This is a genomic window from Dactylosporangium fulvum (assembly GCF_025137375.1).
GTDB lineage: Bacteria > Actinomycetota > Actinomycetes > Mycobacteriales > Micromonosporaceae > Dactylosporangium > Dactylosporangium fulvum.
In genome coordinates, this window is sequence record NZ_CP073720.1 from 9,910,759 (window position 1) to 9,925,875 (window position 15,117).

A 15,117-nucleotide genomic window follows, 5' to 3' on the forward strand; every position below is an offset into this window, starting at 1 on the left:
GTGATGTGCTGGGTCTCACGCCCACATCCTTCCTCCGCCGATGTCATATGCGTGAAGATGTGTCACGCATGACACATCTGAGGCCCCGTTCAGTCGGCAACGGCAACGCGCCGGGGTCAAGATGTCAGAGAGAAGACCGGCGGGTAACAAAAAGGTTCGACACCCCGACCCACAGGAGTGTGTGATGTCCGATTTCAAGCCGGGACTCGAGGGTGTCATCGCCTTCGAATCCGAGATTGCGGAGCCCGACAAGGAAGGCGGCGCGCTGCGCTATCGCGGCGTCGACATCGAGGATCTCATCGGTCAGGTGTCGTTCGGCAATGTTTGGGCGCTGCTGGTCGACGGGAAGTTCGGCCCGGGCCTGCCGCCCGCGGAGCCGTTCCCGGTGCCGGTGCACTCCGGTGACATCCGGGTCGACGTGCAGTCCGCCGTAGCCATGCTGGCCCCCTACTGGGGACTCGGCCAGCTTCTCGACATCGAGACCCCGCAGGCCCGCGAGGACCTCGCCCGGGTCAGCGTCACCGCCCTGTCGTTCGTCGCCCAGGCCGCCCGCGGCCTCGGCCTCCCCGCCGTGCCGCAGAAGGAGATCGACAAGGCGTCGACCATCGTCGAGCGGTTCATGCGCCGCTGGCGGGGCGAGCCCGACCCGCGGCACGTGAAGGCCGTCGACGCGTACTTCATCTCCGCCGCCGAGCACGGCATGAACGCCTCCACCTTCACCACCCGCGTGGTCGCCTCCACCGGCGCCGACGCGGCCGCCTGCATCTCCTCCGGGATCGGCGCCCTGTCCGGCCCGCTGCACGGCGGTGCGCCGTCGCGTGTCCTCGGCATGATCGAGGCCGTCGAGCGCAGCGGTGACGCCGAGGGATACGTGAAGAACGTCCTCGACCGCGGCGAGCGCCTGATGGGCTTCGGCCACCGGGTCTATCGCGCCGAGGACCCGCGCGCCCGCGTCCTGCGCCGCACCGCGAAGGAGCTCGGCGCGCCGCGCTTCGAGGTCGCCGAGGCCCTGGAGAAGGCGGCCCTCGAGGAGCTGCACGCCCGTCGCCCCGACCGGGTGCTCGCCACCAACGTCGAGTTCTGGTCGGCGGTCGTGCTCGACTTCGCCGAGGTGCCGGCGCACATGTTCACGTCGATGTTCACCTGCGCCCGCGTGGCCGGGTGGAGCGCCCACATCCTGGAGCAGAAGGAGCTGGGCCGGCTGGTCCGCCCGTCGGCGAAGTACGTCGGCCCGGGCCCCCGCAAGCCGCAGGACGTCGAGGGCTGGGACCAGATCCCGCACGACGCGTGATTCGGGTGTGACGCTCGTCGCCCTGAGCGTAAATTTCACCGGGGTGCCGGCGGCGCGGATGGCAGGATCCGCGAGGTACCCGCCCGCCCGCCGCACCCCGGAGTACCGACATGGCCGACATCCGCATTCCTGACGAGCTCAAGCCCGCCGACGGCCGTTTCGGCGCCGGCCCGAGCAAGGTCCGGCCCGAGGCGGTGCAGGCACTCGCCGGCGTCGCCACCACCTACCTGGGCACCAGCCACCGGCAGAAGACGGTGCGCGACCAGGTGGCCCGGCTGCGGCGCGGCCTCGCGGACCTCTTCAGCCTGCCCGAGGGCTACGAGGTCGTCCTGGGCAACGGCGGGAGCACCGCGTTCTGGGAGATCGCGGTCTTCGGCCTGATCCGCGACCGCGCGCAGTTCGCCAGCTTCGGCGAGTTCGGCGCGAAGTTCGCCTCGGCGGCGAAGAAGGCCCCGTTCCTCGGTGAGCCGACCGTCGTCAAGGCCGAGCCCGGCACCGGCGCCTTCCTGCGCGCCGAAGAGGGCGTCGACACGTACTGCACCCCGCACAACGAGACCTCGACGGGCGTCGCGGTGCCGGTGAAGCGGCTGGACGGCACGGACGAAGGCGCCCTGCACCTCACCGACGCGACCTCGGGCGCCGGCGGCCTCGACGTGGACGTCAGCCAGACCGACGTGTACTACTTCGCGCCGCAGAAGGCGTTCGGCTCCGACGGCGGGCTGTGGATCGCGCTCATGTCGCCGGCCGCGATCGCGCGTGCCGCCGAGATCAAGGAGTCGGGCCGCTACATCCCGGACTTCTTCGACCTGCGGACCGCGATCGACAACTCCCGGCTGGAGCAGACCTACAACACGCCGGCGCTGGCGACGATCTTCCTCGCCGCCGAGCAGGTCGACTGGATGCTCGCCGGGGGCGGCCTGTCGTTCGCGGCCAAGCGCAGCGCCGAGTCGGCCTCGATCCTGTACGGGTGGGCCGAGCGCTCGCCGGTCGCGACGCCGTTCGTCGCCGATCCCGCGGTCCGCTCGAACGTCATCGGCACGATCGACTTCGCCGACTCGGTCGACGCGACCGCGATCGCCAAGGCGTTGCGGGCCAACGGGATCGTCGACACGGAGCCGTACCGCAAGCTGGGCCGCAACCAGCTCCGCGTGGCGATGTTCCCGGGCATCGACCCGGCCGACGTCGAGGCGCTCACGGTCTGCATCGACTACGTCATCGAGCGCCTCTGATCTGCGCCGTTTCCCGTTTCTCTCGGCGCGGCGCGCTTTCTTCCAGCTAGGGTTGCCGTACTGTGGCCGATAGGCGCTGAGTGAAATTGCCTGCTAGCGGGTGGGACGGAGGCACGCTATGCGGCCTGTGCGATTCGTCGCCCTCTCGGAGGACGGTCAGGCGTTTGTCCTGGCCGACGAGGTGGGGCGGCTGCTTGCCCTGCCTATCGACGAGCGTGTCCAGAGCGCTCTACGCCCCGACCACAGCCATCCGACGAGCCCGATCGAGACCGGCTCCTCGCAGCTCGCCCCGCGCGACATCCAGGCCCGCATCCGCTCCGGCGAATCGGCCGAGGAGGTCGCGCGGGTCGCCGGCGTGCCGGTCGACCGCGTCCTGCGGTATGCCGGGCCGGTCCTCCAGGAGCGCGCGATGCTCGCCCAGCACGCGCGGCGCACCCGGCTGAAGACGTCCGAGAAGGGCGCGTCGCTCGCCGAGGTCGTCGACACGCGGCTGGGCCAGCACGGCATCGACACCGAGAAGATCTCCTGGGATGCGTACCGGCGCGAGGACGGCACCTGGCGGATCACCGCGACGTGGCCGAGCGGCAAGGCGACCGCCCAGGCGGTGTGGGAGCTCGACAAGGCCCGCCAGCTCGTCGCGCCGCACGACGACATGGCGCAATACCTCTGCACCGAGCGGGCGCCGCACATCCTCGGCCAGGAGCCGCCAGCACCGGAGCGCACGCTGCCGGCCCGCGGCGAGAGCAGCCGCGGCGACCTGGGCCTGCGCCCCGACGCCGTCCGCACCGGCGGTCACGAGCCGATGCGCCCGGCCGCGCCGGAGCGCCGTCCCGGCGGCCGCACGCTGGGCAACGACCCGATCCGGGCCGGCCGTGACGCGCTGCTGGCGTCGCTCGACCGCCCGCTGGGCCGCAACGCGTCCGACGAGGCGCCCGCGGTGACGCCGCCGCCGGTCCAGGGTGAGAACCGGGCCCGGGGTGCCGCCGCGCTGATCGGCCGCTCGCCGTTCGACGACGACAGCGACCAGAGCAAGGAGGTCCCGGCGGTGCCGTCGCTGGCCGTCCTGCGTCCGCGCCGCAACACGACCTCGGCCGCCGCCGCGGTGGAGCAGCCGTCGGCCACGTCGGAGAAGCCCCGCAAGCGCCTGCCCAGCTGGGACGACGTCCTGTTCGGCGGCGCACCGGCCGCGCGCGAGACCAGCTGACCTTGCCGCCCCGTGCGGTTCAAAATCGCGCGATAGGTTGGCAGTCATGGAGTACACGAATCTCGGGCGGACCGGCCTGTCGGTCAGCCGTCTGTGTCTCGGGACCATGAACTTCGGGCCGAAGACGACCGAGCCGGACAGCTTCGCGATCATGGATCGCGCACTGGATCACGGCATCAACTTCTTCGACACCGCAAACGTGTACGGCTGGAAGCTCGGCGAAGGCGTCACCGAGCAGATCATCGGCCGCTGGCTCGCCCAGGGCGGAGGCCGCCGCGAGAAGGTCGTCCTCGCGACCAAGGTCTACGGCAAAATGCAGGAGTGGCCGAACGGCCAGGGCCTCTCCGCGCGCCACATCATCGCCGAGGCCAACGCCTCCCTCAAGCGACTGCAGACCGACTACATCGACCTGTACCAGATGCACCACATCTCCCGGACCACGCCCTGGGAGGAGATCTGGCAGGCGATGGAGGTCCTCGTCACGCAGGGCAAGGTGTTGTACGTCGGGAGCTCCAACTTCGCCGGATGGCACATCGCCGCCGCCCAGGAGTCGGCGAACCGGCGCAACTTCCTGGGCCTGGTCGCCGAGCAGTGCCTCTACAACCTGATGGCCCGCACGGTCGAGCTGGAGGTGCTGCCGGCGGCCCGCCGGTACGGCATCGGGGTCATCCCCTGGTCACCGCTGCACGGCGGCCTGCTCAGCGGGGCCCTCGCCAAGCTGGCGTCGGGTGCGGCGGGCCGCACCGCCGAGGGGCGCGCGGCCGAGGACCTGGAAAAGCACCGGTCGTCGATCGAGGCGTTCGAGAAGCTCGCCGCCGAGCTGGGCACCGACCCGGCGAACCTCGCGCTGGCCTGGCTGCTCGCGCAGGAGGGCGTGACGGCGCCGATCATCGGTCCCCGGACGAGCGAGCAACTCGACAACACGCTCGGCGCGCTCGAACTGCAGCTCGACGAGGCGACCCTGCAGCGACTCGACGAGCTGTTCCCGCCCGTCGGCAATGGCGGCCCGGGACCCGAGGCCTGGGCCTGGTAGTTCCGCGACGTCGTCCGGTGGCGCTGCCCTTCACGGGGTCAGCGCCACCGTCGTGATCGGCTCGTACTCGGGTCTCGGCCCCATGAAACTGCGCACCAGCCGCACCTCGTCGACCGTCCACAGTGGCCCTTCGTACGCGTCGAGGACCGACAGGTCGGCGGCGAGCTCGGCGGCGGGCAGCCGGTCCCCGGGTCGGGCGATCGTGATGTGCGGCCGGAAGGGCTTGTGATCGAACGGCACCCGTCGCCGCCGCAGGGCCTTTCGGACGGCGTCAGCAAGGCCGGCCAGCTCCCTGCTTTCCGCAGCCACTCCCTCGTCCCTGCGCTCCGCAGCCGTGTCCTCGTCCCTGCGCCCTGTCGCCGCTTTCTTGACGTCGGCGACCATGATCGTGAACCGGCCCCGGCCGAAGCGGCTCCCGCCGGTGATCCGCACCGTGGGCGGGCTCACCCGCAGGTCGCGCAGCGCGTCGGCGGCGCCGTCCGCCTGCCCCTCTGTCAGGTCGCCGAGGAACGCGAGCGTCAGGTGCCAGCGGTCCGGGGTGGCCAACCTGGTGGAGCGCCCCGGCGGCATGGGGCGCGCGACCGCCAGCCGGGCAACCAGGTCCCCGAAGTGCTCACGGACATCCGCCGGCGGGTACGCCGCGATGAACAGCCTCAACGCTGCTGCGCCCCCGCGTCCCGCAGCACCAGCCCCGCGCGCTCCAACTCGCCCTCCAGCCGCATCCGCTCGAGTTCGAGGTCGGCCCCGGCCAGCTCGTCGAGGTACTCTTCGACGCCGAGCTGGCGGCAGGCGACCCGCAGCCCTTCGTCATATGCCCGCTGGACGGCGTTGAACCATACCGGCGACCGCAGAGCGATCCCGCCCCGAAGTCGGTTGAGCCGGCGAAGGTCTCCCGCCACCTGCTCGATCGGCGGGCAGGCGGGAGCGGGCCGCTTCCCGGCGGTGGCTTCGCGGATGCTGCGTCCGAGGCGGCTGAGCTGCCAGCGGCGCCCGAGGCGGGTCTCGGTCCACCACCCACAGAGCGCAGAATGATCACGGCGACGCCGCCGGACGACCCGCCGAACACCACGCCAGACTCGTTCGAAAATCTCGTCGGCGGAAATCAGCAGCAGGCAGACCAGGCACGGCGCCACGGCGATGAGCCCTATGGCGCCGGCGACCAGCAGGCCGTGCAGCACGCCCACGGTACGAGGCTAAGCCCGCACCGACAGCGATCGCTACCAATTTGCCAGAACCGAGACATCCCACCCCCTGCCACACGAGTGGAGGCAGCGGACCGGCACCACCGGATGCGGGTGGCACGGCGGGGGCCACCGGAACGCCCCGACGAAGACAGACGGAACAGGGAGCGCGCCGACCAACGGGCGCAATCACACAACGGAGCTGGCGCCGACCCGCGTGAGCAGCGAATAGCCGGCCGAATCACGGACCGCACGCGAAGCCGCACCGCGACTGAATGAAACAGACGAAACAGCAGGAAACGGCAGAAGGCGTGCCGAGACGGGCACGAGAGGGATACGGGGATAGCGGAGCTCGGTCGGCGGTGCCCCCTCGCCGCCGCCGACCCAGCCCCGCTACCCGGTTCAACGCGACAGAGCGTCCGGCGGCTACTGGGTCGCGGTGGCCAGCAGGCGGCGGAGTTCTGCCAACGCCTCCTCGTCACCATCCACCCGGACCGGAGACTGCGCATCGGCCGTCGGGGCAGACTCTCGTGCCCAGAGCCACCGCAACACGGTCGCCGGGTAGCCACTCGCCGTGGCGTCGGCGGAGGACGTGGTCGAGGAAGGGCCGGTGACCGTGACGCCGTCGGGGTCGGTGCGGACCAGCCAGGCGGGGCCGCCGTCCAGCTCGACGGCGACCGTGCGGCCTTTGGCGGAGGTGAGGTCGGCCTCGAACTTCTCGCGCCAGGCGTGCGAGCCGTAGCCGACGAACAGCTTGAGCACCTCGTCGATGCCGTCCGCCGCCAGGTCGTCGGGGATCGGGGCGACCGGCGCGCCGAGGGCGAGCTCGGCGTCGATGCGGTGGATGACGGTCTCCTGAGCCATGCGGCGGATCCAGAAGCGCACCGTCTGGTCGGGCTCGTGCCAGGTCCACACGGGCTCGTTGTCGCCGTGCCGGGCGATCTGGTCCGTCAGCTCACCATATGCCCGGTCGAGCAGGGCGATCGGCTCCTCGGACTCCAGGCCGGCGGGTGGCCACGGGTCCGGTAGGTCACCCTGCCGGATCGCCGTCGCCTTGTGCAGATATACCGCGCCGACGTGCCGGACCAGGTCGGCCGCCGTCCAGTCCGGACAGCTCGGGACCTGGGCGGTGAGGTCTGTCGCGGCGACAGAACGCAACCGCTGGTAGTCGTCGGCGAGACATTTCAGCCAACCTGAACGTTCCATACCCGCGACTCAACCACAGGGGTACGACATTTTCAGCGCGCCGGCTCCAGCACGGGGGTGTCCACGTGGACGTGCGGGCGGGGGCGCAGGTGGACCCGGACCTTGCCGCCGGCCTTGCGCAGCTGCAACACGGTCACGATCAGCGTCGCGAGCACGGACACCGCGCCGCCGACCCAGATGCCGGAGCGGGGGCCGTAGTGCTCCGCGCACCAGCCGATGATCAGCGACCCGAGCGGTGTGCTGCCGAGGAAGACCAGGACGTACAGCGCCATGACACGGCCTCGGAAGGCGGCGTCGGTCCCGAGTTGGACACGCTGGTTGGCGGCCTGTGCGAAGTACACCATGAAGAACCCGGTCGGCAGCAGGAGCAGGACCGCCAGGGGGAAGGACGGCGCGAAGCCGACGAGGGTCTCGAAACCGCTGAAGAGCAGTGCCGCGGTGAGCACCAGCCAGATCGACGGGCGCGCAAGGCGCCGCGAGCTGGCCAGCGCGCCGCCGAGGGCGCCGATGGCGATCGCCGTGGTGAGCAGGCCGAAGTATTGCGCGTCGACCTTGAACTCGACCCGCGCCAGCACGGCGAGGGTGAGCTGGAAGTTGAAGCCGAACAGCCCGATGACCAGCACCAGGACGATGACCAGGCTGAGGTCGGGACGGCGCCGGACGTACCGCAGGCCGTCGATCGTCCGGGCGTCACGCGCGGCGATCGTCCGCTGCTCGGCCCGGAACAGCTCGGCGGTGCGCATGCGGATCAGCGACACCAGCGGTGCGATGCTCAGCGCCGCGGTCAGCAAGAAGATCGGCCCGGTGCGGTCGCCGAGGAGTGCGATGATCATTCCTGCGACGGCCGGGCCCACCACGCGCGCGGTGTTGAACGTCGCGGACGACAGCGACAGCGCGTTGGGCAGCAGCTCCTTGTTGACGAGCTCGGAGACGAACGCCTGCCGCACCGGCGTCTCGATCGCGCTGATCGCGCCGAACAGGCCGGCCGTGACGAAGACCCACCAGAGGTTGACCACGCCGGCGACGACCAGCACGCCGAGCAGGGTCGCGACCAGGGCCGCGGCGGCGTTGGCGATCAACAGCAGGTGACGCTTGTCGTACCGGTCGGCGAGCTGCCCCCCGTACAACGTCAGCAGCAGCACCGGCGTGAACTGCAGCGCCGTCACGATGCCCAGCGCGGAGGCCGAGTTGTCGGACAGCTGCAGGACCAGCCAGTCCTGCGCGGTGAAGAGCATCCACGTGCCGAGCAGTTTGATCAGCTGGCCGGTGGTGAACAGACGGTAGTTGCGGACTTTCAGAGAGCCGAAAGTAGTGCCGCTCATGCGTTGCGACCGATCCGCCCGAGGATCTCGGCCGCCTGCGCCAGGACGGACCGCTCCTCGGGGGTGAGCGCCATGAGCTGCTTGGCCAGCCACTCGTCGCGGGCACGGCGGTGCTCCACGACCACGGCGCGACCCGTCTCGGTGGCGGCCAGGATGACCTGGCGGCCGTCGGTCGGGTGTGGGGTGCGCTGCACGAGGCCGCGCTCCTCGAGCTTAGCCACGATCTTGGTGAGCGTGGGCGGCTGCACACGCTCGATCTCGGCGAGCTCGCGCGGCGTGAGCGCGCCGTGCAACTCGAGGCTGGTCAGGGCGGAAAGCTGGGTGATCGTGAGATCCCCGAGCGGGCGGGCCTGGCGCAGTCGCCGGTTGAGGCGGGTGATGCTGTCCCGGAGCGCCGCCGCGAGCTGGGCACCTGCGATCTTGGGAACACGGACCATCACATTCGTTAGCATACCTAATGAGCATGGCTAACGACCTGTGTCGGTGATCACGGGGAGTACCGTGGGTGCGTGACCACGCCGCCGAAGCCACTCGACCCGCCGATGGTGCCGTTCGCACTGGCGGGCATCGCTCTGTGGATCGTCGCCGGGCTGATCATGCTGCCGTTCCGCGACGAGCTTGCCGACGCCGGCCACGGCAGCTGGTTCGGCATCACGGTCGCCGGCGCGCTGTGGGGCATCCCGGGCCTGCTCACCATGATCGTCCACGACCGGAACCGCCGCCGGCGCCGCGCGAAGGCGTCCGATTCGTTCAAGACGGAGCGCCAGACCGCCCCATAGCGTGAGCCGCATGGCACTGAAACTCAACGTGGTCGGCATCGTCGTCGCCGACATGGGTAGATCGCTCGCCTTCTATCGACAGCTCGGCCTCGACGTGTCGGAGAGCGAGAACGGCAGTCCGCATGTCGAGCACGTGCTCCCCGGCGGCATGAAGGTGACCTGGGACACCGAGGAGACCATCCGTTCCTTCCACCCCGATTGGTCCGCCGTGCCGGGCGCCGGCCGGATCGAGCTCGCCTTCGAGTGCGACTCGCCCGAGGAGGTCGACCGGCTGCACGACGAGCTGGTCAAGGCGGGCTACGACAGCGAGCTGGCGCCGTGGGACGCGTTCTGGGGCCAGCGCTACGCCGTCGTGCACGACCCCGACGGCAACGGCGTCGACCTCTACGCCGTCAACCCGCCGAAGCCGTAAGGCCCAGCACTGCCGTGAGCGGCGCGCCGGCCAGCGCCTTCACCTCACGCGAGAGGTGGGCCTGGTCGGCGTAGCCGGCGACGGTCGCCACCTCACCGAACGCCATCCCGCCGCGGGCCAGGTCGAGTGCGTCGTTGACGCGGAGGATGCGGAAGAGCGTCTTCAGCCCGTACCCGAAATGGAACAGGCAGCGACGGTGCAGCTGCCGCTCGCTGAGGCCGACCTCGGTGGCGACCGCGGCCACCGAGGCACCGGTCCGCAGCCGGGCGACGGCGGCGCCCACCCACGGCTCGGGCGGCCGGACCTCGCCGATCAGGGCCGCCTCGAGCACGGCCGCCCGGTCGGGCGCCTCGTCGAGCATCCCGGTGAGCCGACGGACCCGTCGCAAAGGCCAGAACGCCTCAAGTGGTACGCGCTGATCGCGCAACGCATCGGCCGGGACGCCGAGAATCCCCGGCGCGGTGCCGGGTGCGAACCGGATCGCCGTGAAGCGCCGCCCCGCGGGGCTCCAGGCGAGGTGTGCGGTCGTGTCAGGACCCGCGACGAGCAGCTCACCGGCGCAGTGGATGACGTCCATGCAGCCGTCGGGCAGGATGCGGCCGGCGCCGTCCTCGCGGATGTGACGTGACCAGACGACGGCGCCCGGGATGCGGGAGCGCCGCTCGGTGTAGTCGGACTCAGCCGTGACCATAGGGCTCGGCGGGCCCGGTCTCGTCGACCGAACCCGGCGCGCGGCTCACCGACACCGACTCGACCTCGCTGTCGTCGAACACGGTGGGCAGCTCGTCGACCGCCTGGACCTGCTCGACCAGCACCTCGGAGTGGGCGCCGCAGCCGTGGTCGGCGGACACCACCTGCGCGTCGTCGGGGGCGAACTCGTTGCCGCACACCCCGAACGCCTGCCGCAACGAGCCGGCGAGCTGGAGGAAGAACCCGCAGGAGGCACAGCGGGCCGAGGCCGGCGCGGCGACCGAGATGGGCGCGTTGGGGCCGCGGTCGCCGTCATACCAGCGCTGGGCCGCGTCGAGCCGGCCTTCCCGCGACATCACCCGGACCCGGCCGAGGCCCAGCTCCCAGTTGACCTCCTCGACCGCCGGGTCGTCGGACCGCACGTAGCCCGGCACGAGCCGCGGGTCGTCGGGCGGTGTCGGCAGCAGGTCGCCGACGCCCAGGTCACCCGGCTGGAGCCGCTCCTGCCAGGGCACCCACTCGGGCGCGCGCAGGGCGTCGGGGCCGGGCAGCAGCGTCGACTCGCAGATCGTCACCTGCCTGCTGCGGGCAATGCGGGTGACCGTGACCGCCCACCGCCAGCCGCGGTAACCGGGCAGGCCGCACTCGAAGAAGTGCGTGACCAGCCGGTCCCCTTCCGCGGCGACGCCGAGGTGCTGGCCGACGTGGTCGGGATCGACCACGTCGAGGCCCTGCAGGGCGACCTCAACGGCGTCCGCGCAGACCTGGTCGGGCTTTGCGGCGCGGCTTCCGCGGGTAGAGGCAGTCGAGGCAGTCACCTCTCCATTCTTCCTCATCGCCACGCCCGTTGAGCACGGCGGCCCCGGCGTGCCGCAAGTTGTCGCGCCCATGGTTCAGGATGGTGTGCATGTCGGTGATTCGAGGCGTCGCGCAGACCGTGGTGACCACCGTGCGCGCGGCGCGGGTCGCCACGGTCGGCACCACCAGGGCCGGCCGTTTCCTCGGCCGCAACCTGCTGCGTGTCCGCGAGCGAGGTGCCGGCGGCGGCACCGGCATGCTGCGCCTGCTCGACCTGCACGCGGCGTCGTGCGCGGGCGACACGCTCGTCGCGCTGGGCCTCGCCGGCACCATCTTCTTCTCGGTGCCGGCCGGTGAGGCGCGGGACCGCGTCGCGCTCTACCTCATCGTGACCATGCTGCCGTTCGCGCTGCTGGCACCGGTGGTGGGCCCCATCCTCGACCGGTTCCGCCACGGCCGCCGATACGCGCTGGCCACCACGATGCTCGGCCGGGCGTTCCTGGCGTTCCTGATCTCCGAGCACCTCGCCGGCTGGGCGCTCTATCCGGCGGCCTTCGGCATGCTGGTCCTGTCCAGGGCATACGGCGTGGCCCGCAGCGCGGCCGTGCCGCGGGTCCTGCCGGCCGGCCTCGGGCTGTCCGAAGCCGGTGCCCGGGCGTCGGTCTTCGGCACGTTCGCGGGCGCGATCGTGCTGCCCGTCGGCCTGCTGGCCGGCCACTTCGGTCCGGAGTGGCCGCTGCGACTGTCGATGATCGTGTTCTTCTACGGCATGGTCACCGCGCTCCGGCTGCCGCCGCGCGCCGACTCCGACCCGCCGGAGACGATGCCGAGCATCCTGCGCCGTCCGGGGTACCGCGGGCCCAAGGTCCTGTCCGGCAGGGTGGTCGTCGCCGCGCTGCTCGGCAGCGCCACCCTGCGCGCGCTCTACGGTTTTCTGACCCTGTTCCTGGCGTTCGCCATCAAAGAGGGGACGCTGCCGGTCCGCCTCGCCTCCTGGGAGCTGTCCGACCAGGCGGCGGTCGTGGTCGTGGCCGGCGCGCTGGGCGTCGGTTCCTTCCTGGCCACAGCCATCGGCACCCGCCTGCGCATCCACCGGCCGGCGCTGCTGCAGGCGATCGGGATCGTGCTCGTCGCGTTCGTCGCGATCATCGCCGCCGACCGCAACTCCCTCGGCGCCGTCGCCCTGCTGTGCCTGCTCACCGCGATCGCGAGCGGCCTGGCGAAGCTCGCCGTCGACGCCTCCATCCAGGAGCGCGTCGACGAGCAGGTCCGGGCCAGTGCGTTCGCGCACTCCGAGACGCTGCTCATGGTGGCGTGGGTGCTCGGCGGCGCGGTCGGCCTCATCCCGTTCAACGGCCAGTGGGGCATGATCGTCGCGGCCGCGTTCGTCACGCTGGGCGCGGTCCGGGCCCTGTATTCGGCGGTCGCCCTGCGCGGGGAGCGCCTCCACGGCGCCCCGGCGGAGGAGGCCGGCGCCGCGCAGGATTCCGACGAGACGACCGCGGCCACCCCGGCCGGCGGAACAGCCCCCGGCGCACCGCCGAGCACCACACCGCCACGCACCACCCGGAACCCGGACTCCGACGCGACGACGGTGCCGCGCCCGGCCGGCGGCGATGCGGCCACCCGGCGGATGGCGGCGCCCGACGCGGAGACGCGGAAGATGCCGACGCAGCCGACGGGCGAGAGGCAACGGCGGTTCGGTTGGCGGCGCACCCGCCGCCTCTCCGACGAGATGCCGCCGCCCGGCACACGATCGCCGGTGGGCGAGACCCGCAAGATGCCCGCGGTCGACGTCGACGAAGGCGTGGCGCCGTCGGCGCCACCCGGCTACACGCTGTACCGTCCCTCGGGCCTCGACCGGACGAAGCGGCTGCCGGACGACAACCACTGAGATCGATCATGTGGCGCGCGGAAATGGAGTCGCGAGCGTCACACCAGGTGTTTCGCCACTCCGGGTGCGATGTCCGCGTTGAGGGCTAGATTCGGGCTTGTGACGCTTTCGCTCGCCTTCTCACCGTGCCCCAACGACACGTTCGTCTTCCACGCTCTCGCCCACGGGCTCGTCCCCGGGGCGCCGGCGTTCGACGTGACCTACGCCGACGTCGACGTCACGAACACGGCGGCCGAGCGCGGCGAGTTCGACCTGGTCAAGGTGAGTTACGCGGCGTTGCCGTGGCTGCTGGACAGCTACACGTTGCTGCCCTGCGGCGGCGCCCTCGGACGCGGCTGCGGTCCGCTTGTGCTGGTCAAGGACCGGGGCATCACGAGCCTCGGCGGCAAGACCGTCGCGGTGCCGGGTGACCGCACGACGGCCTACCTGCTGATGCGCCTCTGGTCGGCCGGCGACCCGCCCGCCAAGGTCGAGATCGTGCCCTTCGCCGAGATCATGCCCGCCGTCGCCGCGGGGCGGTTCGACGCAGGGCTGGTCATCCACGAGGCCCGGTTCACCTTCCAGCGTTACGGGTTGCACGCCCTCGCCGACCTCGGCGAATGGTGGGAGGAGGACACCGGGCTGCCGATCCCGCTGGGCGCGATCATCGCGCGCCGTGACCGGGTCGACCCCGAGCTGGCGACCGCCTGGATCAAGGAGTCGGTGCGGCAGGCGTGGGCCGATCCGTCGGCCAGCCGCGACTATGTGCTGTCCCACGCCCAGGAGATGGAGCAGGACGTCGTCGACCAGCACATCAAGCTCTACGTCAACGAGTTCACCGCGTCGCTGGGGCCCGACGGCCACGCCGCGGTCGACGCTCTGCTGACGAGGGCGGCGGAGGAGGGCCTGGTCCCGGCCACCCCGCTCGTCCGCGGCTGAGCACCCCCGAAAAACCGAATGGGCCCCGCTCAATGGCGGGGCCCGTTTCCGTTGTAGAACGCGATCTCAGACTTCCAGTTCCCGTGCGACCAGATGAACGGCCTCGGCGACGGTGCGGGACGTCTTCCGGTCCGGGAAGCGGCCCCGCTGCAGGTCGGGCTGGATCTTGGCCTCCAACACCCGGATCATGTCCTCGATCAGGCCGTGCAACTCCTCCGGGGCACGACGGTTGGCAACCGCCCGGGCCTCCTGCACCGACGGCGGTGCGTCGATCAGCTTGACCTGCAGCGCCTGACTGCCCTTGCGGCTCTCGACCACCCCGAATTCGACCCGCTGACCGGTCTTCAGCTCACTCACGCCTGACGGCAGGGCCGCCTTGTGCACGAAGACGTCGCCCCCGTCGTCGTTGGTGAGGAACCCGAAACCCTTCTCCTGGTCGTACCACTTCACTCGACCCGTCGGCACGCTGCCCCTGCTCCCCAGTCTCGACCCGTCCCGGCCGCACGGCGCCGGGATGTGCACAACAAGGCTAGTCACCGCTTCCCGCACGGCCAACCGAGATCATGCGATGGAGAAACGCCGGAAACGGGTGCAGATCCTCAAACACAATTGTCGCGCCGGCGGCCCGGAGTTCGTCGGCCGAACAGGGGCCGGAAGTGACCCCGACGGCCGGAACTTCCGCCAGAACTCCGGCCTGCATGTCGGCCACGTGGTCGCCGACGTACAACGAAGCGCCGACAGCACGCAATACGTCGGCCTTTTGCGCATGGAATACGTCACCGTAGACGTGATCGACCGAAATGCCCAAATGTGCAAGGTGGAGCTCGGCCAGCCGGCCCAGTTTCGACGTGATGACCACGATCCGCCCGCCGGCCTCACGGACGGCGGCGAGCGCCTCGAGCGTCCCAGGGAGCGCTACGGACGGCGCGATCGCATGGTCCGGATACAGCGAGCGGTAGATGCCGACGGCCTCTTCGATCCGCGCCGAAGGGAACCATTCCGACATTTCCTGCCGCAGCGGCGGACCCAGCCGGCTGACGGCCAACTCCGCGTCGACATGCACCCCGGTACGGACGGTGAGCGCTCGCCACGTCGCGGCGATGCCCTGCCGGGTATCCAGCAGCGTCATGTCGAGGTCAAAGCCAATGACAACCTGATGT

Annotated in this window: 17 protein-coding genes; 8 read left to right on the forward strand and 9 right to left on the reverse strand. The window is 71.1% G+C overall.

All coding sequences use genetic code 11. The features are described 5' to 3' along the window. Positions 1 to 184 precede the first annotated feature (184 nt). The 4 genes from Dfulv_RS45635 to Dfulv_RS45650 all read left to right on the forward strand — a co-directional run bounded on the left by Dfulv_RS45635 (position 185) and on the right by Dfulv_RS45650 (position 4,757). Positions 185 to 1,291 carry a citrate synthase 2 gene (locus Dfulv_RS45635; RefSeq protein ID WP_259860046.1) on the forward strand — a complete coding sequence of 369 codons (1,107 nt, stop codon included), beginning with the start codon at positions 185 to 187 and terminating at the stop codon, positions 1,289 to 1,291. A 110-nt stretch (positions 1,292 to 1,401) separates the two neighbouring features. Continuing rightward, the gene (serC, locus tag Dfulv_RS45640; protein WP_259860047.1) at positions 1,402 to 2,520 is read left to right on the forward strand and encodes a phosphoserine transaminase; all 1,119 of its coding nucleotides are present in this window, start codon (positions 1,402 to 1,404) and stop codon (positions 2,518 to 2,520) included. Between the two features lie 118 nt (positions 2,521 to 2,638). Next, the gene (gene sepH / locus Dfulv_RS45645) at positions 2,639 to 3,724 is read left to right on the forward strand and encodes a septation protein SepH (protein WP_259860048.1); all 1,086 of its coding nucleotides are present in this window, start codon (positions 2,639 to 2,641) and stop codon (positions 3,722 to 3,724) included. 46 nt (positions 3,725 to 3,770) lie between these two features. Further along, complete coding sequence (locus Dfulv_RS45650) at positions 3,771 to 4,757, forward strand: aldo/keto reductase (RefSeq protein ID WP_259860049.1); 987 nt, start codon at positions 3,771 to 3,773, stop codon at positions 4,755 to 4,757. A gap of 30 nt (positions 4,758 to 4,787) precedes the next feature. Here the strand turns inward: Dfulv_RS45650 and Dfulv_RS45655 are convergent, their stop codons facing one another. The 5 genes from Dfulv_RS45655 to Dfulv_RS45675 all read right to left on the reverse strand — a co-directional run bounded on the left by Dfulv_RS45655 (position 4,788) and on the right by Dfulv_RS45675 (position 8,903). Next, on the reverse strand, positions 4,788 to 5,414 hold the full coding sequence (locus Dfulv_RS45655; protein ID WP_259860050.1) for a 2'-5' RNA ligase family protein: 627 nt from the start codon (positions 5,412 to 5,414) through the stop codon (positions 4,788 to 4,790). Continuing rightward, a complete protein-coding gene (locus Dfulv_RS45660) occupies positions 5,411 to 5,941 on the reverse strand; it encodes a hypothetical protein (RefSeq protein WP_259860051.1) in 531 nt (176 codons plus the stop codon). Before Dfulv_RS45660 ends, Dfulv_RS45655 begins: the two co-directional genes overlap by 4 nt. A gap of 423 nt (positions 5,942 to 6,364) precedes the next feature. Next, positions 6,365 to 7,144, reverse strand: coding sequence for a maleylpyruvate isomerase N-terminal domain-containing protein (locus Dfulv_RS45665; protein WP_259860052.1), 780 nt, complete (start codon positions 7,142 to 7,144; stop codon positions 6,365 to 6,367). Between the two features lie 32 nt (positions 7,145 to 7,176). Then, the gene (locus tag Dfulv_RS45670; protein ID WP_259860053.1) at positions 7,177 to 8,466 is read right to left on the reverse strand and encodes an MFS transporter; all 1,290 of its coding nucleotides are present in this window, start codon (positions 8,464 to 8,466) and stop codon (positions 7,177 to 7,179) included. Further along, positions 8,463 to 8,903 carry a MarR family winged helix-turn-helix transcriptional regulator gene (locus Dfulv_RS45675; protein WP_259869494.1) on the reverse strand — a complete coding sequence of 147 codons (441 nt, stop codon included), beginning with the start codon at positions 8,901 to 8,903 and terminating at the stop codon, positions 8,463 to 8,465. Before Dfulv_RS45675 ends, Dfulv_RS45670 begins: the two co-directional genes overlap by 4 nt. A gap of 105 nt (positions 8,904 to 9,008) precedes the next feature. Here Dfulv_RS45675 and Dfulv_RS45680 point away from each other — a divergent pair, with 105 nt between their 5' ends. Next, entirely contained in the window at positions 9,009 to 9,245 is a 237-nt protein-coding gene (locus tag Dfulv_RS45680; RefSeq protein ID WP_259869496.1) for a DUF2530 domain-containing protein, read from the forward strand. A gap of 10 nt (positions 9,246 to 9,255) precedes the next feature. Beyond that, the gene (locus Dfulv_RS45685; protein WP_259860054.1) at positions 9,256 to 9,657 is read left to right on the forward strand and encodes a VOC family protein; all 402 of its coding nucleotides are present in this window, start codon (positions 9,256 to 9,258) and stop codon (positions 9,655 to 9,657) included. Here Dfulv_RS45685 and Dfulv_RS45690 read toward each other — a convergent pair. After that, on the reverse strand, positions 9,638 to 10,348 hold the full coding sequence (locus Dfulv_RS45690; RefSeq protein WP_259860055.1) for a helix-turn-helix transcriptional regulator: 711 nt from the start codon (positions 10,346 to 10,348) through the stop codon (positions 9,638 to 9,640). The genes Dfulv_RS45685 and Dfulv_RS45690 overlap by 20 nt on opposite strands. Further along, entirely contained in the window at positions 10,335 to 11,183 is an 849-nt protein-coding gene (locus tag Dfulv_RS45695; protein WP_259860056.1) for a DUF3027 domain-containing protein, read from the reverse strand. Before Dfulv_RS45695 ends, Dfulv_RS45690 begins: the two co-directional genes overlap by 14 nt. A gap of 71 nt (positions 11,184 to 11,254) precedes the next feature. Here Dfulv_RS45695 and Dfulv_RS45700 point away from each other — a divergent pair, with 71 nt between their 5' ends. Continuing rightward, a complete protein-coding gene (locus Dfulv_RS45700; RefSeq protein WP_259860057.1) occupies positions 11,255 to 13,039 on the forward strand; it encodes an MFS transporter in 1,785 nt (594 codons plus the stop codon). A gap of 99 nt (positions 13,040 to 13,138) precedes the next feature. Beyond that, positions 13,139 to 13,957, forward strand: a complete 819-nt coding sequence (locus tag Dfulv_RS45705; protein ID WP_259860058.1) for a 1,4-dihydroxy-6-naphthoate synthase — start codon at positions 13,139 to 13,141, stop codon at positions 13,955 to 13,957. A gap of 66 nt (positions 13,958 to 14,023) precedes the next feature. On the opposite strand, the gene Dfulv_RS48475 is transcribed toward Dfulv_RS45705, so the two are convergent. Both Dfulv_RS48475 and Dfulv_RS45715 read right to left on the reverse strand, forming a co-directional pair. After that, positions 14,024 to 14,422 (reverse strand): cold-shock protein, encoded by a 399-nt coding sequence (locus tag Dfulv_RS48475; protein ID WP_264675833.1) that lies wholly within the window; start codon positions 14,420 to 14,422, stop codon positions 14,024 to 14,026. 64 nt (positions 14,423 to 14,486) lie between these two features. Further along, entirely contained in the window at positions 14,487 to 15,086 is a 600-nt protein-coding gene (locus tag Dfulv_RS45715) for an HAD family hydrolase (protein WP_259869499.1), read from the reverse strand. Between the last annotated feature and the right edge of the window lie 31 nt (positions 15,087 to 15,117).